Origin of the sequence: Rhodococcus sp. NPDC056506 (assembly GCF_042794945.1) — a bacterium.
Classification (GTDB): domain Bacteria; phylum Actinomycetota; class Actinomycetes; order Mycobacteriales; family Mycobacteriaceae; genus Rhodococcus_F.
Map to the genome: position 1 here is coordinate 34,256 of NZ_JBHTSW010000043.1, position 17,309 is coordinate 51,564.

The window sequence follows — 17,309 nt, forward strand, 5'->3', positions numbered from 1 at the left end:
GACCGGGAGGTACCGCCTTTCGCAAGGAGCTTTCATGAGTGATTTCAAAAACATTCAGCAGCGAGAATCAGGTCTCAAACGCGAACTCGGCCCCAAGCAGATGAGCATGATCGCGCTCGGCGGTGCAATCGGCACCGGACTCTTCCTCGGCAGTAAGTTCGCCATCGGATTTGCCGGCCCGAGCGTCATCATCAGTTACGCGATCGGTGGGTTGATCGCCCTGCTGCTGATGGGTGCCCTCGCCGAAATGACCGTCGCACATGCGACATCGGGTTCGTTCGGTGCGTACGCCGAGTTCTACGTCGGACCGTTGATCGGCTTCCTCGTTCGCTATCTCTACTGGTCGTGCATCGTCCTCGCTGTCGGTACCGAGGTCACCGCAATCGGTGAATACATGCAGTTCTGGTTCGCCGACGTACCGTCGTGGCTGTGGATCGTGTTGTTCTCCGGAGTGCTGATCGGGGTGAACATGTTCAACGTCAAGGCTTTCGGAACGATGGAGTACTGGTTCTCGACGATCAAGGTCTTCGCGATCGTTGCGTTCATCGTGATGGCAGCGTATGTCGTGTTCGGTAGTGGAAATCCTGACTATGGATTCCACAATTACACGTCGGGTGGCGGATTCTTCCCGAATGGTTTGTCCGGCATGTGGTTTGCCGTGATCGTATCGATCTTCAGCTACTTGAGCATCGAGATGATCGCCATTGCAGCTGGTGAGGCGGAAAACCCGGCAGTGGCGGTGAAGAAAGCATTCCGTGTGACGATCGTTCGGCTGTTCGTCTTTTACATTGCAACGCTTGCCTTGATACTGGCAATCGCTCCGATGGACAAGATCTTGAGCGGCGGAAGCCCTTTCGTCACGGTGATGCAGGTCGTGAAGATTCCGGGCGCAGACAGCGTGCTGAACTTCGTGGTGATCATTGCCGCACTGTCCGCGATGAATAGTCAGTTGTACGTGTCTTCGCGCATGATGTTCTCGCTCTCACGCGCCGGTGACGCACCGGCAATTCTCGGCAAAGTCCGAGCCAACGGCTCACCGGTCAACGCCTTGTTGCTGTCGACGTCGGGTATCGCCGTCGCGACAATTGTCTACGTGCTCTTTCCCGAGCAGGCATTCACCTTGATGATTTCGTTGTCGATGTTCGGGGCTATGGCGACGTGGCTACTGATCTTCGTGACGCACTGGTTCTTTCGCAAGCGGATGAAAGAGGACGGAACAAAGCTCTCCTTTACGATCCCGTTCTTTCCTGTGGGGACAATCCTCGGCGGTGCCCTCATGGTCGCGATTCTGATCACCACGTTGTGGGTCGACGATTTCAAGATGACGCTGGTGTTCGGAGTTCCGTTTGTCCTGGCCGTGATCGGCATCTACTACTTCACTCGATCGCGTCGGGCGCAGAGTCGAGCAATAGATGCCGACCAGATTCAGGACGAGGTCACGGGGACCGTCGTCAAGCGAGTTCCCTGACTCATCTTGGAATCACAGGGTTTCGGCGAAGAACTCCATAGTGCGGGTCCACGCGAGGGCAGCAGAATCTGGGGCATAGTGGCTGGCCGAAGTGTCGTTGTTGAACGCGTGGCCGGCATCGGCATAGCGGTACACCTGGGCGAGGTCGGAGGCAGTTGCGCGCAATTGCTCGACGCTCTCGGGTGGGATGCTCGGATCCAGGTCGCCGTAGTGGCCGAGCCATGGGACCTGCAGTTGCGTAGCGAGTTCGGTGCCTGCCGCAATCCCATTCCATCGGGCTTCTGCAACGCCGCCACCGTAGTAGGTAACGGCAGAATCGACGAGGGGCACCGCGGCGCACCACAGTGACGCGGTGCCGCCCATGCAGAATCCGAGGGAGCCGACCTTGTCTGCTCCCTCGGATCGGCTGTAGTCGACAGCGGCACGTACGTCGTGGCCGATGGTTGTGCTGTCGAGTGCCATGAGCGCGTCCTTGGCGGACGGAAAGTCGGTGAAGGACGTCTGCGCGCCGCGGTGGTAGAGGTGCGGAGCCACGGCAAGGTAGCCGGCATCGGCGAGACGCTCGAGGATGCTCTCGATGTGCTTGTTCACGCCCCACGCCTCTTGGAGAACCACCACCGCATGCTTCGGCTCACCTGGCGAATCCGGTCGGCTGACGGTCAGCGGCACGTCGTGTGTGGTCGTCGTGAAAGTTCCCATATCCAGACTGTAAGCGAGACCAGACTGTAGATGGACCGTCGAACTAGACTCGTCAAATGTTCAGTTCCGCCGTACAACCGATCAGCTTGGGCAGTTGGCCGACGCCCGTCGAACCTTTGGCGCGTTGCGCGCAGGCACTCGGATTGGGGCCGGAAGATCTGTGGATCAAACGTGACGACGTCACCGGCCTGGGCGGCGGCGGCAACAAGATCAGAAAATTGCAGTACACCTGCGCTCAGGCTTTGGCCGTCGGCGCGACGACACTGATCACTACCGGTGCACCGCAAAGCAATCACGCTCGGTTGACTGCTTCGGCAGCAGCTCGGTTGGGATTGCGTTGTGTCCTGGTACTCGGTGGTGCCGAGCCGGAATCCGTGCAGGGCAATCTCATTCTGGATGCACTCGCAGGCGCTGAGATCGTCTGGGCAGGTGGGGACACGGCATCCGCGGTCGACGCCGCGGCGGAGGCTGTCGCTGACTCGGGCGGTGTTCCTTTTGTCATTCCCTTCGGCGGTACCAGCGCGGTGGCCGCGCAGGGATACGTGGACTGCGCACGCGAGATCGAGCAGCAACTCTTCGGCGTCGATCGCGTCGTCGTTGCACTCGGATCGGGCGGAACGATGGCCGGCCTTGTCGCGCATCTCGGCGTCGACAGAGTTGTCGGCGTCGATGTCGGGGCCGTTGCCGACCCGGTGTCGACTGTCGCTGGGTTATTGGACGAGATGCCTGGTCCGACCGTGCGCGCCGAGGAACTTCAGATCCTGCGAAACCAAGTTGGCCAAGGCTATTCCACGCTCACGGAAGCGTCAGCCAGCGCGATCCGATACTTGGCGCGTACGGAGGGCATCTTCCTCGACCCGACGTACACCGGCCGAGCCTTTGCGGGATTGATCCAACTCGCGGAGGACAAAGCCATCACGACGGGATCGAAAACGGTCTTCCTGCACACCGGTGGGTTACCTGGCCTGTTCGGACATCCCGAACTGTCAACGCTGCGGTGAGCGAGCAGATCGACTACCCGCTCAGCAGTCCGCTCGACGAACTGTCCGAGTGGCAACGCGTCGTTCGACCGCTGCGCGTCAGTGCCGACGGGTACCTGCGGTTGGCGACCAATCGGCTGGCCGTCGACTCCGACTACACCTGGGAGATGCACCGCCACAGCGATCACGAATTGCTGTGGGCGATCGACGGTGTTCTCGAGGTCCGTACTCCGGAGACTGTGTACACGGTGCCCAGCGGGGTCAGTCTGTGGATCCCGTCTTTTGTTCCCCACGAGGTGACAGCGCGCAGCGGTACCGAATTGTCGTGCACGTGGTTGGTGGCATCCGACGTGACGGGGTTGGATCGTGTGGTGGCCTTGTCCACCCCGCCGCTGCTCGAACAGGTACTCGATCACCTCACCCGAGACGACTTGACGGATGCGGAGCGTCGGCGAGCCGAGGCGTTTGCCGTCGACCTCGTCGAACCCGTTCCGCGACTGATTTTCGATGTACCGCTGCCGACGACGCCGTGGCTTCGGAAGATCGCAGATCAGTTGGTTGCCAGCCCGGCCGACACCCGATCGGTCGAGGAGTGGGCCACCGACGCGAAGGTCAGTACGAGGACTCTCACCCGAAGGTTTCCGGCCGAGACCGGATTGACCTTCTCGGAATGGCGTATGCGGCTGCGGGCTCATCACGCGATGCAACTTCTGGCGCTCGGTCGAAGCATCTCGTTTGTGGCGCGGAAGACAGGTTTTCGTTCCGAAAGCGCGTTCGGCGCGGCATTCCGTCGAACGATGGGCGTGACTCCGGGCGAGTTTGCAAGCCTGATCGATCATCCGTGCGCGCCAATGACCGATTGGCTACAGGACTAGTCCGAACAGCGACTCAAGGGGCCTCGATCGGACTTGTGTAGCGCCGCAGAATCAACTTAGGGTTGGCTAAACAATCACCCTGTAGGAGTTCTGCGTGCGCGCAATTCGATCATTTTCTGTCGGTTCCAGAGTCATCGCAGCGGCGGCAGCGGCCGTCGTTGGTGCGACGGTGATGACCGGCTGTTCCTCGTCGTCGGCCGATTCCGAGCAGACGGACGTCCGGACCGTCGCGTCGGCGTACGGGGACATCGAGGTTCCGGTTTCACCCGAGCGCGTCGTCGCCGCGTCGTACGACACTCCCTGGCAGCTCATGTCCCTCGGAGTGAAACCAGCTGCTGTGCAGGACTACGGCAAGTGGATCAGTGAATTCACGCCGGAGCAACAGGCCTTCGTCGACGGGCTCCCGACCATCGGGCCTTTCGGGGAAATGAACTTCGAAGCGATCGCTGCGGCAGATCCCGACGTCATTGTCGGCGACGCCGACGAGGTGGACCAAGCGGCGTTCGACCGTCTGTCCGGCATTGCACCCACCGTCATCGTCAAGGGAGAGAGCCGAGGCGACTGGAAAACGATCACCGCCGAGCTCGCTGAGGCAATTGGTAAGACCGACGTGCTCGAGTCGACGCGGACTGCCTACGAAGAGAATCTCGAACGTGTCCGTGGCGAGTACGCCGACGTGATCGCGAACAACAAGTGGATTCACATCTCTCTCGGAGACGCACCCGGCACATTCTCGGTCCAGCAACCCACCGGTGCGATCGGCAATTTGGTCGTCAACGAACTCGGGTTGGCGTACGGGCCTGGTGTACCGACCAATTACACCGACGCCGGATACGAGTCCTATCCGATGGAGCAGTTGGCCGACATCATGAATGGCGTGACGGTCGTGCTGTATCCGCTGAATGCGGACGGATCGACCAGTGCGGCGGTTCAGGCGGTCCTCGACGACAACCTCTTCACAAGGCTGCCGGCGGCGCAGGCCGGGCATGTTTTCGGATTGCAGTCGAGCGTCACCGATTTCGTGACCGCGAACGGTTGGCTGAACGAAGTGACAACGAAGGTGTTCGCAAGGCTCTGACGCTTGCTCACCTTTTGACTGCGCGCCCGCAACTGACCAGTTGAGGGCGCGCAGTCTTTTTGGTCGCCACTACGAGCGGAAATCCTGTCCTCTGCTTATGATTTCTGTCACTGCTGGTTACCGTTACTTCTACGAGGGCGACGCGGTTCGACCTTGCCTTGGCAGGGATCTCCGATCCTCGGCGACGTGCGGAGGTGGTCGCCATCCCCGCAGATCGATGGGGTATTTTGTCCGTATCCACTGTCGGGGTGAACAGTGATGTGCGGGGAGTTTTCATTGAATGCGCGTGCTCTCGCCATGTTTCGTGCAGGGCGCTCTGGATTTCGGGACCATACCCGTCCGGACATTAGTTCTGGTTTGCTGAGCGTGAACGGTGCGTGGGGCGAACCGTTCGAGGGGACGAAAGGCGAGATCGGCGAATGACAGCGACTTCTGACGCACGGCGCACCGAACCGAACGCTGTCCAGAACACAGTCTCGTCGTCCGCCGAAAAGCCGCGCTGGCGCGATCGCAAGAGGTACCTGTGGCCGCTCGGATTGCTCATCCCGCTCAGCCCGTTCATCTCCTGGTTTCTCGTCGACAACCTGCGTCTCGGATTGTTCTGGGCGACCGGCGCGTGGTTGCTGGTCATTGTCATCCCGATCATCGACATGCTGGCCGGTGAAGACGGCGAGAGTCCGCCGGACGATGCGATCCCCGGACTGCAGAAGGACCGCTACTACCGCTGGTGCACTTACGCGTTCCTCCCCTTGCAATATGCCGGTCTGGTCTTTGCCTGCTGGTGCTGGATCAACGCTCCGATGGGAATCGCGGAGAAGATCGCGATGTCGTTCACGGTGGGCGTCGTCGCCGGCGTGGGTATCAACGCAGCACACGAACTTGGCCACAAGAGCGAGAAGGTCGAGCAGTGGCTCGCGAAAGTGGCGCTTGCACAGTCCCTGTACGGGCACTTCTACGTCGAACACAACTTCGGCCACCATGTGCGTGTAGCTACTCCGCAGGACCCGGCCAGCTCGCGGTTCGGTGAGAGCTTTTGGAGGTTCTTGCCACGAAGTGTGGTCGGCGGCCTGCGTTCTGCCTGGCGTATCGAGAGCGCTCGACTCCAGCGGAAAGGCAAGCGAACCTGGAGTTTCGAAAACAACGTCCTCAACGCCTGGGCGATGAGTGTTGTCCTCTTCGCGACGCTGATCGGCATCTTCGGTTGGGAGGTAGCACCCTGGCTGCTGCTGCAGGCATTCGCCGGATTCACCTTCCTCGAAGCCGCGAACTACCTCGAGCATTACGGTCTGCTGCGTGGCAAGCGTGCCGACGGCTCGTATGTGCGCTGCAGCCCGGCTGACAGTTGGAACAGCGATCACGTGGTGAGCAATCTGTTCCTCTATCAGTTGCAGCGACACAGCGACCACCACGCCAACCCGAAGCTGCGGTACCAAAGCTTGCGCAGCGCAGCCGAAGCCCCGCAACTTCCGGCCGGTTATGCGGTGATGATCGTGATCGCGTGGATACCGCCGCTGTGGCGCCGGGTGATGGATCAGAGATTGTTGGACTACTACGACGGCGATACAGAACGGATCAACGTCGGCTGATTCGCAATTGCAGTCGGCTAGGCCACGCGCGCAATGATCTGGGGCGACGCCTGCAATAGCACGTGTCCCTGGACCAAGATTCGTTGGCAACCGTCTACTTCGATGAGTACCGGAATCGGTTCGGTATAGCCCGGCTCTGCACGCGTCAGGGTGGTGCCGACAGTGGTTCGAGCGACTTCCGAGCATGCGTCCGCCCGGCGTAGGTGCTCGAACGATTCGCCGAAGCTCTCACTCAGTTGTGTCGCGCCCGCGAAGACGACTTCGCCGCCTGCGGCTGCGGTGTACCGACAGATGCCGTCGCTCACCCAGTAGCGCTCGGCGACCAGATGTTGTTCACCGATCGTGGGCGTCAACCGAATCGTGCCGCACCCGATCCGTTGGAGGACCACATCTGAGGTAAGCGAAACGATGTGCTCGGTCCGCCTGACTTCGTCGAGCTTCTCGACCTCGACCAGTCCTCCCAGCTGTTGGAAGCCACATTCGTCGACCGGATACGACGGGCGGACGATACGTCCCCGTGCGTCGATCAACCACAAATCCGCGAGCGGTGCCGTGCTCGCTACCGGGCAACTGCCCTGATCCCGACGTCGACCCTCTGACGGTGCATTGAGCTTCGCGACGGCAGCGGTGAAATCTCCCTCCCACCGGTGCTCGTAGAAGTTGGTCGTGAGATTCGCGGTGATCGAGGGGCCGAACGATTCGTCGCAGGTGACTGCCGCTGCGGGCTCGAAATCCGGTGGCACCGTTCCGCTGCGAAACCAATGCGCTTGTGCGATCGCAGGCGGCGGTTCGATACCCAGAAACCGACCTTCGTCAGGGAGATTGCAGACTGCGGATTCGCCTATTTCGGCATGAGGTCGTGCGATCGCCGGCTCGCGGGCATGTGCGCATCCGCTGGAAACGCACAGCAGGAGCGCGATTGCGATCGAACGTCGCAGGGGCATGGGTGAACGGTACCGTCGAATGTGGCTGCGCAGACGGCACGATGGCGGGAATCAGCTCCCGCCATCGTGCCTATGCTCCATTGGCTTGTGTTGCGAGGCCTCAGCGACCGTCGTCCCACACGGTGTTGCCGCTTGCAGTCGTCGACGGGTAGTCCTGGACGGCGTCCCAATGCTCGACGATCTTGCCGTTCTCGTCGAAGCGGAAGATATCCATCGAGCCGCTGCCAGCCGTTCCTTCACCGGACGAAGCGAAGGTCTGGACGAAGACGAAGTCTCCCTCGGCTACCGTTCGCGGAAACTTGGTGGCCTTGTCTCCGGTAACAGGTTCGACCCCGGCCAGTGCCGTGACAAACGCATCCTTACCGTCTGCGAACGCGGGGTTGTGCTGCGTGTAGCTCGGGCCGACCAGCTGGTCGGCAGCCTCGGCGGCTTTGCCCTCGTTGAAGGCGAGCTGTAGGAAGGTCAGGGCGTTGGCAGTATTGCGTTCCAATACTTCTGACGTCTTGGACGGCGAAGAGGTTGGCCCGTCGAACATCGTGTTCGGATTCGCGGACGTTTCCGGCACGTCTTGAATGGCATCCCAGTGTTCGACGATCTTGCCGTTGTCGACGCGGAAGATGTCGAACACGGCCTGGCCGCGGTCGCCGGGCGCAGAAGTGGTGTGCGACTGGAGGGCAACAAGATCACCCTCGGCGAAAACGCGAGTGATCTCGGCATGCAACCCGGGTGTGGCCTCGACGTAACCGCCTATGCCGCTGACAAATCCGGCTGCCCCATCGGCGGCGGTGGGGTTGTGCTGGATGTAGACGTCGCCGATGTACCGGTCGGCGGCCTGCTGAACCTGACGGCCGTTGAACGCCAGTTCGTAGAAATCCGTGACGATGGTCTTGTTGGATTCGAGTTGATCGCCTTGTCCGGCAACAACATTTGCGGACGTCATAGAACTGCTGGGGGTTGCGGATTCCGTGTCGTTGGAGCAAGCGGTGAGCAGGAGGGCGGCGGCAGCGGGGACAGTCATCCAGGCTGCGCGCCTGCGGAGGTTGCCCATGCTCAGTGTGCGACGGTGAAACGCTGGCGACGGTGAGCCGGAGTCTCGATCTCGTCGACAAAAGCGTGTGCGTAATCTTCGCCCGCGATAGCGGAATTGCCTTCGGCGTCCGTCAGGAGAACGTCGCCACCCACCTGGAAGGATCCCTTCGGAGCGACGCCGGCGTGGGCGCCGAATGCTGCGGCCGGGCTCACATAGAACCAGTCGACATTGCTGTCAGTCGCGCGGAGCGCATCGAGGACCTCGGCGTGAGCGAGCGCCTCACCCTTGTATGCATCCGGGAAGTCGGGGGTGTCGACGACGCGTGGCCCGCCCTCGGCGACCAACAAGCTGCCGGCGCCACCGACTACGGCAATGCGAGCATCGTTGCGTGCGGCGGCATCTGCGAGGGGAGTGACGGCGTCGAGCAGGCGCTTGCCGTCGATCTCGCGGGCGGGGATGGCTACGACAACGACGTCGTTGTCCGCCGTGACCTGCTCCACGATCGTGTTGTCGTGAACGGAACCCTGTACGACATTCGCCTCGGTTCCGGACTGCGCACTGCGGGCGACGACGGTCACCTCGTGGCCGCGTGAAGTGGCTTCCTTCGCGATTGCACTTCCTGCAAAACCGTTTCCACCGAATACTGCGATCTTCGACATGGCGTGTGCCTTTCCTTGATGTCGTCGTTGTGCTTGTAGTAGTAAATTTATTCACCTGGAAGGCCGATGTCTCGGTCAGATGCGGGCAGTATTTGGTGAAAAACAGACATCTTGATCACGGTGGACCGACTGCTTCGTGTCGACGTTGCGAACCGTAGGGTTGGTGCATGACTCTCACCGCCGACAACAACGCAGGTCCGCTGGCAATCGAGCGCTCGGACGTCGAAGCCGCACGGACTCGTATCGCAGGGTTGGCGCGGCGTACCCCGATCTTTCGAACTGCACTGCCGACGCCACACGGCGAGGTACCGGTTCTGTTCAAGCTCGAGTACCTCCAGCACGGCGGTTCCTTCAAAGTGCGCGGCAGTCTCAATGCAGTGGAACGAGCTGTAGCCAACGGCACCATGCCCGATGCCGGCGTGGTGATCGCGTCCGGTGGCAATGCTGCGATCGGAGCCGCGTGGGCGGCGCGGCGACGAGGACTCACATGCACAGTGGTGGTGCCGGAGACCGCGCCCGACGCAAAGGTGAAGGCGCTCGGGGAGTTGGGCGCCACCGTTCACAAGGTAGGCGATCGCTACGCACTCGCTGCTGCCGCTGCGGCGGAGATCGCACGCGCGAGCGGCGCGCTCGAACTGCACGCCTACGACCTGCCCGACATCGTCAGTGGGGCCGGCACCATCGCTCTCGAGATCGAAGACGAGGCGTCCGGACCGATCACGTATTGCATTGCAGTCGGCGGTGGTGGTTTGGTCTCTGGAATCGCCGCGGCGGCACGTCCCGAAGATCAAGTAGTAGCCGTCGAGCCGACCGGAGCCGCCACCTTGCATACCTCGCTCGATGCGGGTCGCCCGGTCGACATCGAAGTGAACAGCATCGCGGGGGATTCATTGGGGGCCACACGCATTGGCGCCATCGCCTGGGAGACACTGCATGAGAGTTCGGTAGACAGTGTTGTGGTCGACGATGATTCGATCCGGCAGGCTCGGGCATTCCTGTGGCGAGAGTTCCGGATTCTGGTGGAGTTGGGAACCGCAGCAGCATTGGTTCCGGTTCTGAACGGAACGGTCACGCAGCCGTCCGGCGGTGAACTGTGCGTGGTTTTATGCGGAGCCAACACACATCCGACCGACCTGTAATTCGGCGTATTTGTTTGCCTGCGTGTGAGAAAGTCGCAGGTGGGTACCTCTCGCAGTATGAGTACCAGCAGCATTATCTGGATAATTGTTGCCGTGGTCGTGGTGATAGCGATCGTGGCCGCACTCCTGTGGGTGGCGCGAAACAGACGTGACGAGCGTCGACACATCGAGGCAGAACAGATCCGCGAAGACGTCGCAGACAAGTCGCTGCAAGTCGGCGAGCGCGAGGCGCGGGCAGAAGAGACGGCAGCCAAGGCGCGCATGGTGAAAGCGGAGGCGGACGCCAAAGCGGCGGAAGCGTCTGCGCTGCAACACCATGCAGCGCAGCACCGGAAAGAGGCGACGAGTTCTCGCGAGGAACTGAACCAGCAAAGAGATCACGCAGACACGATCGACCCGAAGGTTCCCAACCCGAAGGTCCCCAACCCCGAAGAACCGCGATCGGCGCCGGATCAGAACCCTCGCAACCCTTGACCTCGAAACCTTTCATGCACGCGTTCGAGGGAAGCGTCGGTCCGTATATGGTTCGTCGATCATGATGAACAAAGAATCGTCACCGCAGAACCAGAAAAGCGTCGCGTCGACGGCCGCTGACGTCGCACAGAACAACGTCTTCGAGCGCTTTGCCCGTGCCGGATTCATCGTCAGCGGTGTCGTTCACCTGCTGATCGGATATATCGCGATCCGCGTTGCTCTCGGTGGATCCGGGTCTGCGGACCAATCGGGTGCGATGGCCGAGTTGGCAGGAAAGCCAGGGGGCGTCTTCGCCCTGTGGTTCGGCGTCGTCGCCTTCCTTGCCATGGCGTTGTGGAGATTGGCCGAGGCGGCGCTGGGAAGCTCGTCGTCGCCGTCCTCGGACGACAAGAAGAAGGAGTTCTTCGATCGCGCCAAAGCTTTGGGCATCTCGCTCGTCTATTTCGGTTTTGCGTTCACTGCATTCGGATTCGCGCGCGGTAGCGGTAAGTCGAGCAGTGGTCAGAGTGCGGGAATCACGGCACGTCTGATGGAGAACACGCTTGGAACTATCGCATTGGTGCTCGGCGGGATCGTCATCATCGCTGTTGGTCTTTACCACGTGTACAAGGGCGCGAGTCAGAACTTCCTGGATGATCTGAAAGGCACACCCAGCGCCTTCGTGCGCCGACTCGGAACCGTCGGGTACGTCGCCAAGGGCTTGGCCATCGCCGCGGTCGGCATTCTGGTTCTGCTCGCGGTCAACAACTCCGAACCAGGAAAGGCCTCCGGCCTCGACGGAGCGTTCAAGACGCTGGGTGCGCAACCGTACGGAGTCGCCCTGCTGATCCTTGCCGGATTGGGCATCATCACCTACGGGCTCTACTGCTTCGTGATGGCGCGCTCGACGAAGATGTAGCGCCCGTAGGTAAGTGGGTCTATCCGAATGACCCGGTCTGGAAGCCGACGTCGCTGCCCGACGAACTTCCGGTCGAGCTACCGAATAGCGGTCGTCTCGGAACCAGATCATGCATCAGGTTCTCTGCTGCAGGGTCGATCATCGCCGCGTTTCCACCGTTCGCCAGAATCGTGATCGACCAGCCACTGTCGGGGACCAACAGGGTGATGCAGTTGGAACCCGTGCTGCCACCGTTCTTCTTGGCGAACCGTTGTGGGAAGTTCGGCGTCGGGGGTTGGAGCTGCCACGCCATTCCCATTCCGAAGGCCGGATTCTCCGGAGCCTGGGTGGCGATCTGATCGAGCATGGAGGTCAGTAACGGTTTGAGTGGGTTGTTGCCATAGCCGAGAGTTGTTGCGGCCCAAATCGACATGTCCTCAGCGGTGCTGACCAGGCCACCCCCGCCTGCGATCGCACCCGTGTTGTTCCACAGAGGCGCTCTTGTGCCGTCGAGGTAGTACGGAACGGCCAGGTCGGTTGCCTTGGACTCGATCACGGTACCCATCATCCCGAGCGGGTCGGTGATTTCGCGGGCGACTGCCGCCGCGAAAGGCGGCTTCTCCTGTCCCGGAATGATTTTGTCTGCCATGAGTGTGCCGAGCAGTCCGAACCCGAAGTCCGAGTATATCCAGTGGCTACCGGGGGAGAACTCCAAGGCGCCGGCGTCTTGGAGTCCGTCCCAGAGCATATTTCTGGTGTACTTCGCCTTCTCGTCCGTGCACGATTGTGTGGGATCGGCACACCCTGCCGAAAGATTGGGTGGGTCGTCGCTGAGACCGGAGCGGTGGGTGACCAGTTGGCGAAGCGTGATCTCCTCACCACCGCTGCCTTTCGGCAGCGGGTTGCCATCCGAATACTTGCTCGCCAGGTCGTCCAATCCGACTTCTCCCCGAGCGATCAGTTTCGCAAGTAGTGCAGCGGTGAAGGTCTTGGTCTCCGAGGCGATCTCGAATTGCGTTCGCGGAGTGACTCTCACGCCGTTTTCGACGTCGGCATATCCGTAGTGGTACGTCGTCGTGACACCAGCCTTGCGGTTCTTCTCATCCGGTTTGACGATGGCGAAGGCAAGACCGGGAACTCCACTGTTCAACAGTGTCTCTGCGACGCGCTGTACCGCTTGGGCTTCTGCAGGATCGCCGACCCGTGAACCTGGATTGGGCGCGGTGGGGCCGGCGGCGCCGGCGGTCGACGAGGTTGCGAAGGTTATGACGGCGGTTGCCGCAAGCCCTGCAACGCTGATGAATTGTCGCCGTGACGTCCGGGCGGACCCTCGATCCTGGTTTTCCATTGTTTGCACATTACAACCAAAGTCGACTGGTTTGACTGTTTTGTCGGAATTGGCAAGGTGTGGTCCTTAGGGGGCAGTGTCGCTAGATCACGCCGCCGTTGACGTAGATGACCTGGCCGTTGACCCAACGAGCTGGGCCGGAGAGGAACGCGACAGCCTCCGCGATATCCACCGGGGTGCCGAGCCGCTCCAGGGGGGCCAGCTTGGACAGATTCTCCACTGTAGCTTCGTCTTTCCCGTCCAAGAACAGATCGGTGGCTGTGGGACCAGGGGCTACCGCGTTGACCGTGATGTCACGTCCGCGTAGCTCTTTCGCGAGAACGAGGGTGATCGCGTCGACAGCACCTTTGGTGGCGGCGTACGCGGCATAGGTCGGGAATGCCAGCTTTTTCACCGAAGTAGAGAAATTGATGATCGCACCGCCGCGCCGGACACGTCTGGCTGCCTGCTGGTCGACCACGAAGGTTCCTCGGACGTTGGTCCGATGCATCCGATCGAAATCGTCGAAGTTCAGTTCGGCAACGGTGGAGAGGATCATGATTCCGGCTGCGTGAACGACGACGTCGATGCCTCCGAACTCCTTCTCTACCGTATCGAACAGTGTGGCGACTTCACCTTCGTCGGCGACGTCGGCATGCACCGCGATGGCGCGACCGCCCGCTGCGACGATGGTGTCGACTGTTTCCTGGGCGCGTTGACGGTTTCCTGAATAGTGCACGGCGACAGCCATTCCGTCGACGGCGAGCTTCTCTGCAGTCGCTCGTCCGATGCCGCCGGAAGCTCCGGTGACGATGGCGACGCGGGTAGTGGTGTCACTCATGATGTAACTCCTGAAGTAGTTTCGGGTGCATCGGACAGCTTGCGGAGCCACTCTCGCATCAGACCGACTTCGTTGGTGGAGAGGGAAGTTGAATCTGTGGCGGCCAGTTGGGCGTCGAGAGTGGATGCAACTCTGTTGAGTGAGGCGTCCGTGTGGGCGCCGGATTCATCGATGATGGACGCGAAGATTCCGTCGCGAACTCGCTGTGACAGCGTCGGATCAGGGTACTGTTCCGGCCTTACGACGAGCATCAGCGCGACGCCCGCATTGGCGGACATCACCATCTGCGTAGCCACGTCGACCGATACGGTCAGAACGCCTGCGGCAGCGCATCGTTCGAGAACCGATCGAAGTAGCGCCTGAGCCTGCAAGGCAGTGTCTGCGCTCTGGGCGGAGGGTGAGTGCATCAGCCGGTAGTGAGCGGGATGCGCGAGCGCGAAGGCTGTATGTGCATCCCAGCCGGCCCGTAGATCGGCAACGGGGTCATCGGAAGGTGTCGCAGCGCGTTTGCCTTCGAGATATTCGAAGAAACCTGCCTCGACGACGGCTGCGAGCAGTCCGTCCTTGTCGCCGAACTGGCGGTAGAGCGCGGGGGCGCCGACGCCGGCCATCTCGCACACGGCGCGGGTGGATATGTCGCCGTTGGGGGAGGTGTTGAGCAGCTCGGTCGCTGCGGCCAGAATCTTTGCTTTCGAGCTCATGTAAACAACGCTAACAGAATTATGTGATCATCGCTACCAGAAATCGAAGAGGCTCTTTGTTGTGTCGGTGTCCGTTGGATGGACTACAGATACCTAGTCCCAAGTCGTGTTAAAACTCTCTGAGTTCGCCCTGTCGGTGGCCTGTCCCTGCTCAGGAGCGAAAATTCAGGAGGTTCTGCCGGTGAAAATCCCTTCGGTTCGGTCAGTCATGGTCTTCGTGTTGGCGATGCTGTGCTTCCCTCTGCTCTCGTGTAGTTCGTCCGACACTCCCGTGACAACAGCGGCGCCCGTGACTACAACTGTCGAGGCCTCGGTAAGTGATGGACCCGTCGAGGCTGAAGTTGGCGAGGACGGTGTATCGGTCAGTGGGAAGATCGGTCAGCTCGGTGTCACTGCAACAGCGCCCGCGGGAGTGGCGGATATCGGGACCACGCTCACGCTCTCGAGTGGCGTCGGGACGAACCGTAAAGTCTTTCCGGCAGAGTTGGTCTCGACAACCCTGGCGCAGCTCACTCTCGGAGATGGACTACAGCCCGAGAAGCCGATCACGTTGACCTTCGACTTGTCTGGACAACCCGAGATTGTCCGACAGATCAGCGATTCCGTTCGACCGATCGTCGCGGTCAACTCCGATGATCCTGTCAGTAGTGACCTGCTTCCTGCCGAATGGAACGCGGTGTCGAAATCCGTGACGACTACAACCACTCACCTCAGCAGTTTCCAAGTCCTTCTTACCGACGTCGGGCAAGTGCTCACCGACTCTTTCACCAAGGTATGGGCGGCGAGCGAAGGAGGATCCGATGAATTATGCTCTGAGAAAAGCGAACTCGACCTTACAGGCAGGCAATACACGCTCACTGCCTCTAAATCGGGGGTAGTTGCTGCTTGCCTCCGCGCTGCCGAGGAAGGGATCGCCGTCGATCTTGCCACGAATTCCGCACAATATTACGAAGTCAAATCCCAACCGCCCGGCCAATTCGTGAATCAAGGACCGTTGCAAGGGACTGATCAACTTGCGGTATTGCTTCGATCCAGTTTAAGTGGCGGGAATTCGGGACTGTTGACCCCGAAAGGCAATGGCACACTAGTGTTACCTGCCGGCACGACCACAGGGGTCGTCCGCCTCGATGTCGATGCCGCCGCACTACAATTGGAGACGATTCTTACCGGTCTCGACATGTACGGGATCCAAGGAGACGAACTGGTCGATGCATTTCAGACGACCAAATCTGCCTACGACTGTTTGGTGACGGTATACGAGAGTTTGACTGACCCGAGTAAGGCCAACGTCGGCGAATTCACCAAGGCGCTCGGCGATCTCGCTCAATGTGGACTTGCCGGGGCGACAGGCGCAGTAGGCGACAGTCAAGGTCGGATTCTGCACAAGATGAGTGTCGTCACGTCCCTGTTCACCGCGCTCCCGAGTCAGTTGATGGCCAATATCACGGGAATCGCCGGCGAATTCAATGGTGACAATCACCTCGAATACACCCTGGAAAGTAGGGGACCTGTCCGCGCGACCTCGACTGCGCCGTCGCCGAACAATACTGGCGCCACTCTCGAACTGATCACGAAGATCACCCCAAACGGATTCGGATTCACCCGTGGGCCAGATCATTACGAGATCTCGGACGTTCACAAGAACAACGGTCGTTTCTACGTGGACGTCAATTACCACTGGAAGCTGAACCGACCAGAAGGCAGTGACCTCGGATACTGCAGAGGTCACGCGCGAATTACCAACAGTGAGGGAACAGAAATCGCTCGTTACGACGACACCGGATTCAACATCTGCCAAGGGGGCGGAGCCTTCGGTACCAACACCCTTATCTACGATCCTGGCACCTACACCGTCACTGTCGACGTCGAAACTGAGCGCGGTGCACCTCTGAGCATCTCCCGGGACTTCACCGTCGATCAATGACCGGACGCGTAGATCAGAGCGAGGTGGGCTGGAGTGGCTCGATGTCGAAGGTGCGAGGTTCGAACAGACCCAGAGTCCGGGTGCGAATGGAGGGTAAGGCTTCGTGGAAGCTCCCGCCGAGACGGTGGAGGGAGTTGAACGAGCGCGATTCCCAAACCGGAAACTCTCCGTCAGCGCCGCGGGATGCTGTGTCCCACAGCAGTGCATCGCCGTTTTCGCTCCATCCGAAAACCTGCAACGAGTCAGGGAGTGACCAATTGCCGTCGGGTTCGATCATCCAATCGAACTCGTCATCCCGTCCTTCTCGGTAGACGGAATGAAGATGAGCGGTGAGGTTGCGGGCGCGCCCTTGCCAGCCGTCGGCAAATCCGGGAAGGACGGGCGGATAGATGAGCCAGAGTCCGAAGGTCCGCGCCCACCCTGCGTGGCGGATGAATGCGCGATAGGAATCGGGGAAGCCCTGCCGGTCGGGAAATCGAAAAGAATCCAAAACAGTGAAATCTATGTGTTGAAGCGTCGGTTGGCCGTTTACCGTCAGCGCGTTGGGTCCCTGTGCAAACACATCCTCAACGCTAGCAATAGCGAATGCCGCGCCGCCTTTTCGGCTATCGAAGCACGCCGGAATGGGTCACCGAGGCGTTTGCTCGGTGACCTCCGGGTTCAGAGTCGTGTGGTGGAGCGGCGGGGTTTCTGGTCGGGGTCGATGC

Annotated in this window: 17 protein-coding genes; 9 read left to right on the plus strand and 8 right to left on the minus strand. The window is 60.6% G+C overall.

The genetic code is table 11. From position 1 onward, the window contains the following. Positions 1-34 precede the first annotated feature (34 nt). Positions 35-1,468: an amino acid permease gene (locus ACFQ6H_RS25000; protein ID WP_378649256.1), complete on the plus strand. Its 1,434-nt coding sequence runs from the start codon at positions 35-37 to the stop codon at positions 1,466-1,468. 12 nt (positions 1,469-1,480) lie between these two features. Here ACFQ6H_RS25000 and ACFQ6H_RS25005 read toward each other — a convergent pair whose 3' ends face one another. Continuing rightward, entirely contained in the window at positions 1,481-2,167 is a 687-nt protein-coding gene (locus tag ACFQ6H_RS25005) for a dienelactone hydrolase family protein (RefSeq protein ID WP_378530934.1), read from the minus strand. A gap of 56 nt (positions 2,168-2,223) precedes the next feature. On the opposite strand from ACFQ6H_RS25005, the gene ACFQ6H_RS25010 reads away from it, so the two are divergent. The 4 genes from ACFQ6H_RS25010 to ACFQ6H_RS25025 all read left to right on the plus strand — a co-directional run bounded on the left by ACFQ6H_RS25010 (position 2,224) and on the right by ACFQ6H_RS25025 (position 6,686). Continuing rightward, positions 2,224-3,168 (plus strand): D-cysteine desulfhydrase family protein, encoded by a 945-nt coding sequence (locus ACFQ6H_RS25010; protein WP_378649258.1) that lies wholly within the window; start codon positions 2,224-2,226, stop codon positions 3,166-3,168. After that, on the plus strand, positions 3,165-4,022 hold the full coding sequence (locus ACFQ6H_RS25015) for a helix-turn-helix domain-containing protein (RefSeq protein WP_378628329.1): 858 nt from the start codon (positions 3,165-3,167) through the stop codon (positions 4,020-4,022). Before ACFQ6H_RS25010 ends, ACFQ6H_RS25015 begins: the two co-directional genes overlap by 4 nt. A 94-nt stretch (positions 4,023-4,116) precedes the next feature. Next, a complete protein-coding gene (locus tag ACFQ6H_RS25020; RefSeq protein WP_378649260.1) occupies positions 4,117-5,100 on the plus strand; it encodes an ABC transporter substrate-binding protein in 984 nt (327 codons plus the stop codon). Positions 5,101-5,519: 419 nt separating this feature from the next. After that, positions 5,520-6,686 (plus strand): alkane 1-monooxygenase, encoded by a 1,167-nt coding sequence (locus ACFQ6H_RS25025; RefSeq protein WP_378542037.1) that lies wholly within the window; start codon positions 5,520-5,522, stop codon positions 6,684-6,686. 17 nt (positions 6,687-6,703) lie between these two features. Here the strand turns inward: ACFQ6H_RS25025 and ACFQ6H_RS25030 are convergent, their stop codons facing one another. The 3 genes from ACFQ6H_RS25030 to ACFQ6H_RS25040 all read right to left on the minus strand — a co-directional run bounded on the left by ACFQ6H_RS25030 (position 6,704) and on the right by ACFQ6H_RS25040 (position 9,319). Then, entirely contained in the window at positions 6,704-7,630 is a 927-nt protein-coding gene (locus ACFQ6H_RS25030) for a hypothetical protein (RefSeq protein WP_378649262.1), read from the minus strand. Between the two features lie 100 nt (positions 7,631-7,730). Next, complete coding sequence (locus ACFQ6H_RS25035) at positions 7,731-8,648, minus strand: nuclear transport factor 2 family protein (protein WP_378649264.1); 918 nt, start codon at positions 8,646-8,648, stop codon at positions 7,731-7,733. Between the two features lie 32 nt (positions 8,649-8,680). After that, a complete protein-coding gene (locus ACFQ6H_RS25040) occupies positions 8,681-9,319 on the minus strand; it encodes an NAD(P)-dependent oxidoreductase (protein ID WP_378542043.1) in 639 nt (212 codons plus the stop codon). 167 nt (positions 9,320-9,486) lie between these two features. On the opposite strand from ACFQ6H_RS25040, the gene ACFQ6H_RS25045 reads away from it, so the two are divergent. The 3 genes from ACFQ6H_RS25045 (at position 9,487) to ACFQ6H_RS25055 (ending at position 11,830) form a co-directional block, all read left to right on the plus strand. After that, positions 9,487-10,458, plus strand: coding sequence for a serine/threonine dehydratase (locus tag ACFQ6H_RS25045; RefSeq protein ID WP_378542045.1), 972 nt, complete (start codon positions 9,487-9,489; stop codon positions 10,456-10,458). A gap of 57 nt (positions 10,459-10,515) precedes the next feature. Continuing rightward, positions 10,516-10,932: a hypothetical protein gene (locus ACFQ6H_RS25050; protein ID WP_378447400.1), complete on the plus strand. Its 417-nt coding sequence runs from the start codon at positions 10,516-10,518 to the stop codon at positions 10,930-10,932. 61 nt (positions 10,933-10,993) lie between these two features. Beyond that, positions 10,994-11,830, plus strand: coding sequence for a DUF1206 domain-containing protein (locus ACFQ6H_RS25055; RefSeq protein ID WP_378628345.1), 837 nt, complete (start codon positions 10,994-10,996; stop codon positions 11,828-11,830). A gap of 19 nt (positions 11,831-11,849) precedes the next feature. On the opposite strand, the gene ACFQ6H_RS25060 is transcribed toward ACFQ6H_RS25055, so the two are convergent. The 3 genes from ACFQ6H_RS25060 to ACFQ6H_RS25070 form a co-directional block, all read right to left on the minus strand. Next, positions 11,850-13,157: a serine hydrolase domain-containing protein gene (locus ACFQ6H_RS25060; RefSeq protein WP_378649266.1), complete on the minus strand. Its 1,308-nt coding sequence runs from the start codon at positions 13,155-13,157 to the stop codon at positions 11,850-11,852. Between the two features lie 82 nt (positions 13,158-13,239). Further along, positions 13,240-13,977: an SDR family oxidoreductase gene (locus tag ACFQ6H_RS25065; protein ID WP_378649268.1), complete on the minus strand. Its 738-nt coding sequence runs from the start codon at positions 13,975-13,977 to the stop codon at positions 13,240-13,242. Beyond that, complete coding sequence (locus ACFQ6H_RS25070) at positions 13,974-14,678, minus strand: TetR/AcrR family transcriptional regulator (protein WP_378649270.1); 705 nt, start codon at positions 14,676-14,678, stop codon at positions 13,974-13,976. Before ACFQ6H_RS25070 ends, ACFQ6H_RS25065 begins: the two co-directional genes overlap by 4 nt. Before the next feature lie 688 nt (positions 14,679-15,366). On the opposite strand from ACFQ6H_RS25070, the gene ACFQ6H_RS25075 reads away from it, so the two are divergent. After that, positions 15,367-16,602, plus strand: coding sequence for a hypothetical protein (locus tag ACFQ6H_RS25075; RefSeq protein ID WP_378649272.1), 1,236 nt, complete (start codon positions 15,367-15,369; stop codon positions 16,600-16,602). Between the two features lie 13 nt (positions 16,603-16,615). Here ACFQ6H_RS25075 and ACFQ6H_RS25080 read toward each other — a convergent pair whose 3' ends face one another. Then, the gene (locus ACFQ6H_RS25080) at positions 16,616-17,092 is read right to left on the minus strand and encodes a hypothetical protein (RefSeq protein WP_378649274.1); all 477 of its coding nucleotides are present in this window, start codon (positions 17,090-17,092) and stop codon (positions 16,616-16,618) included. Between the last annotated feature and the right edge of the window lie 217 nt (positions 17,093-17,309).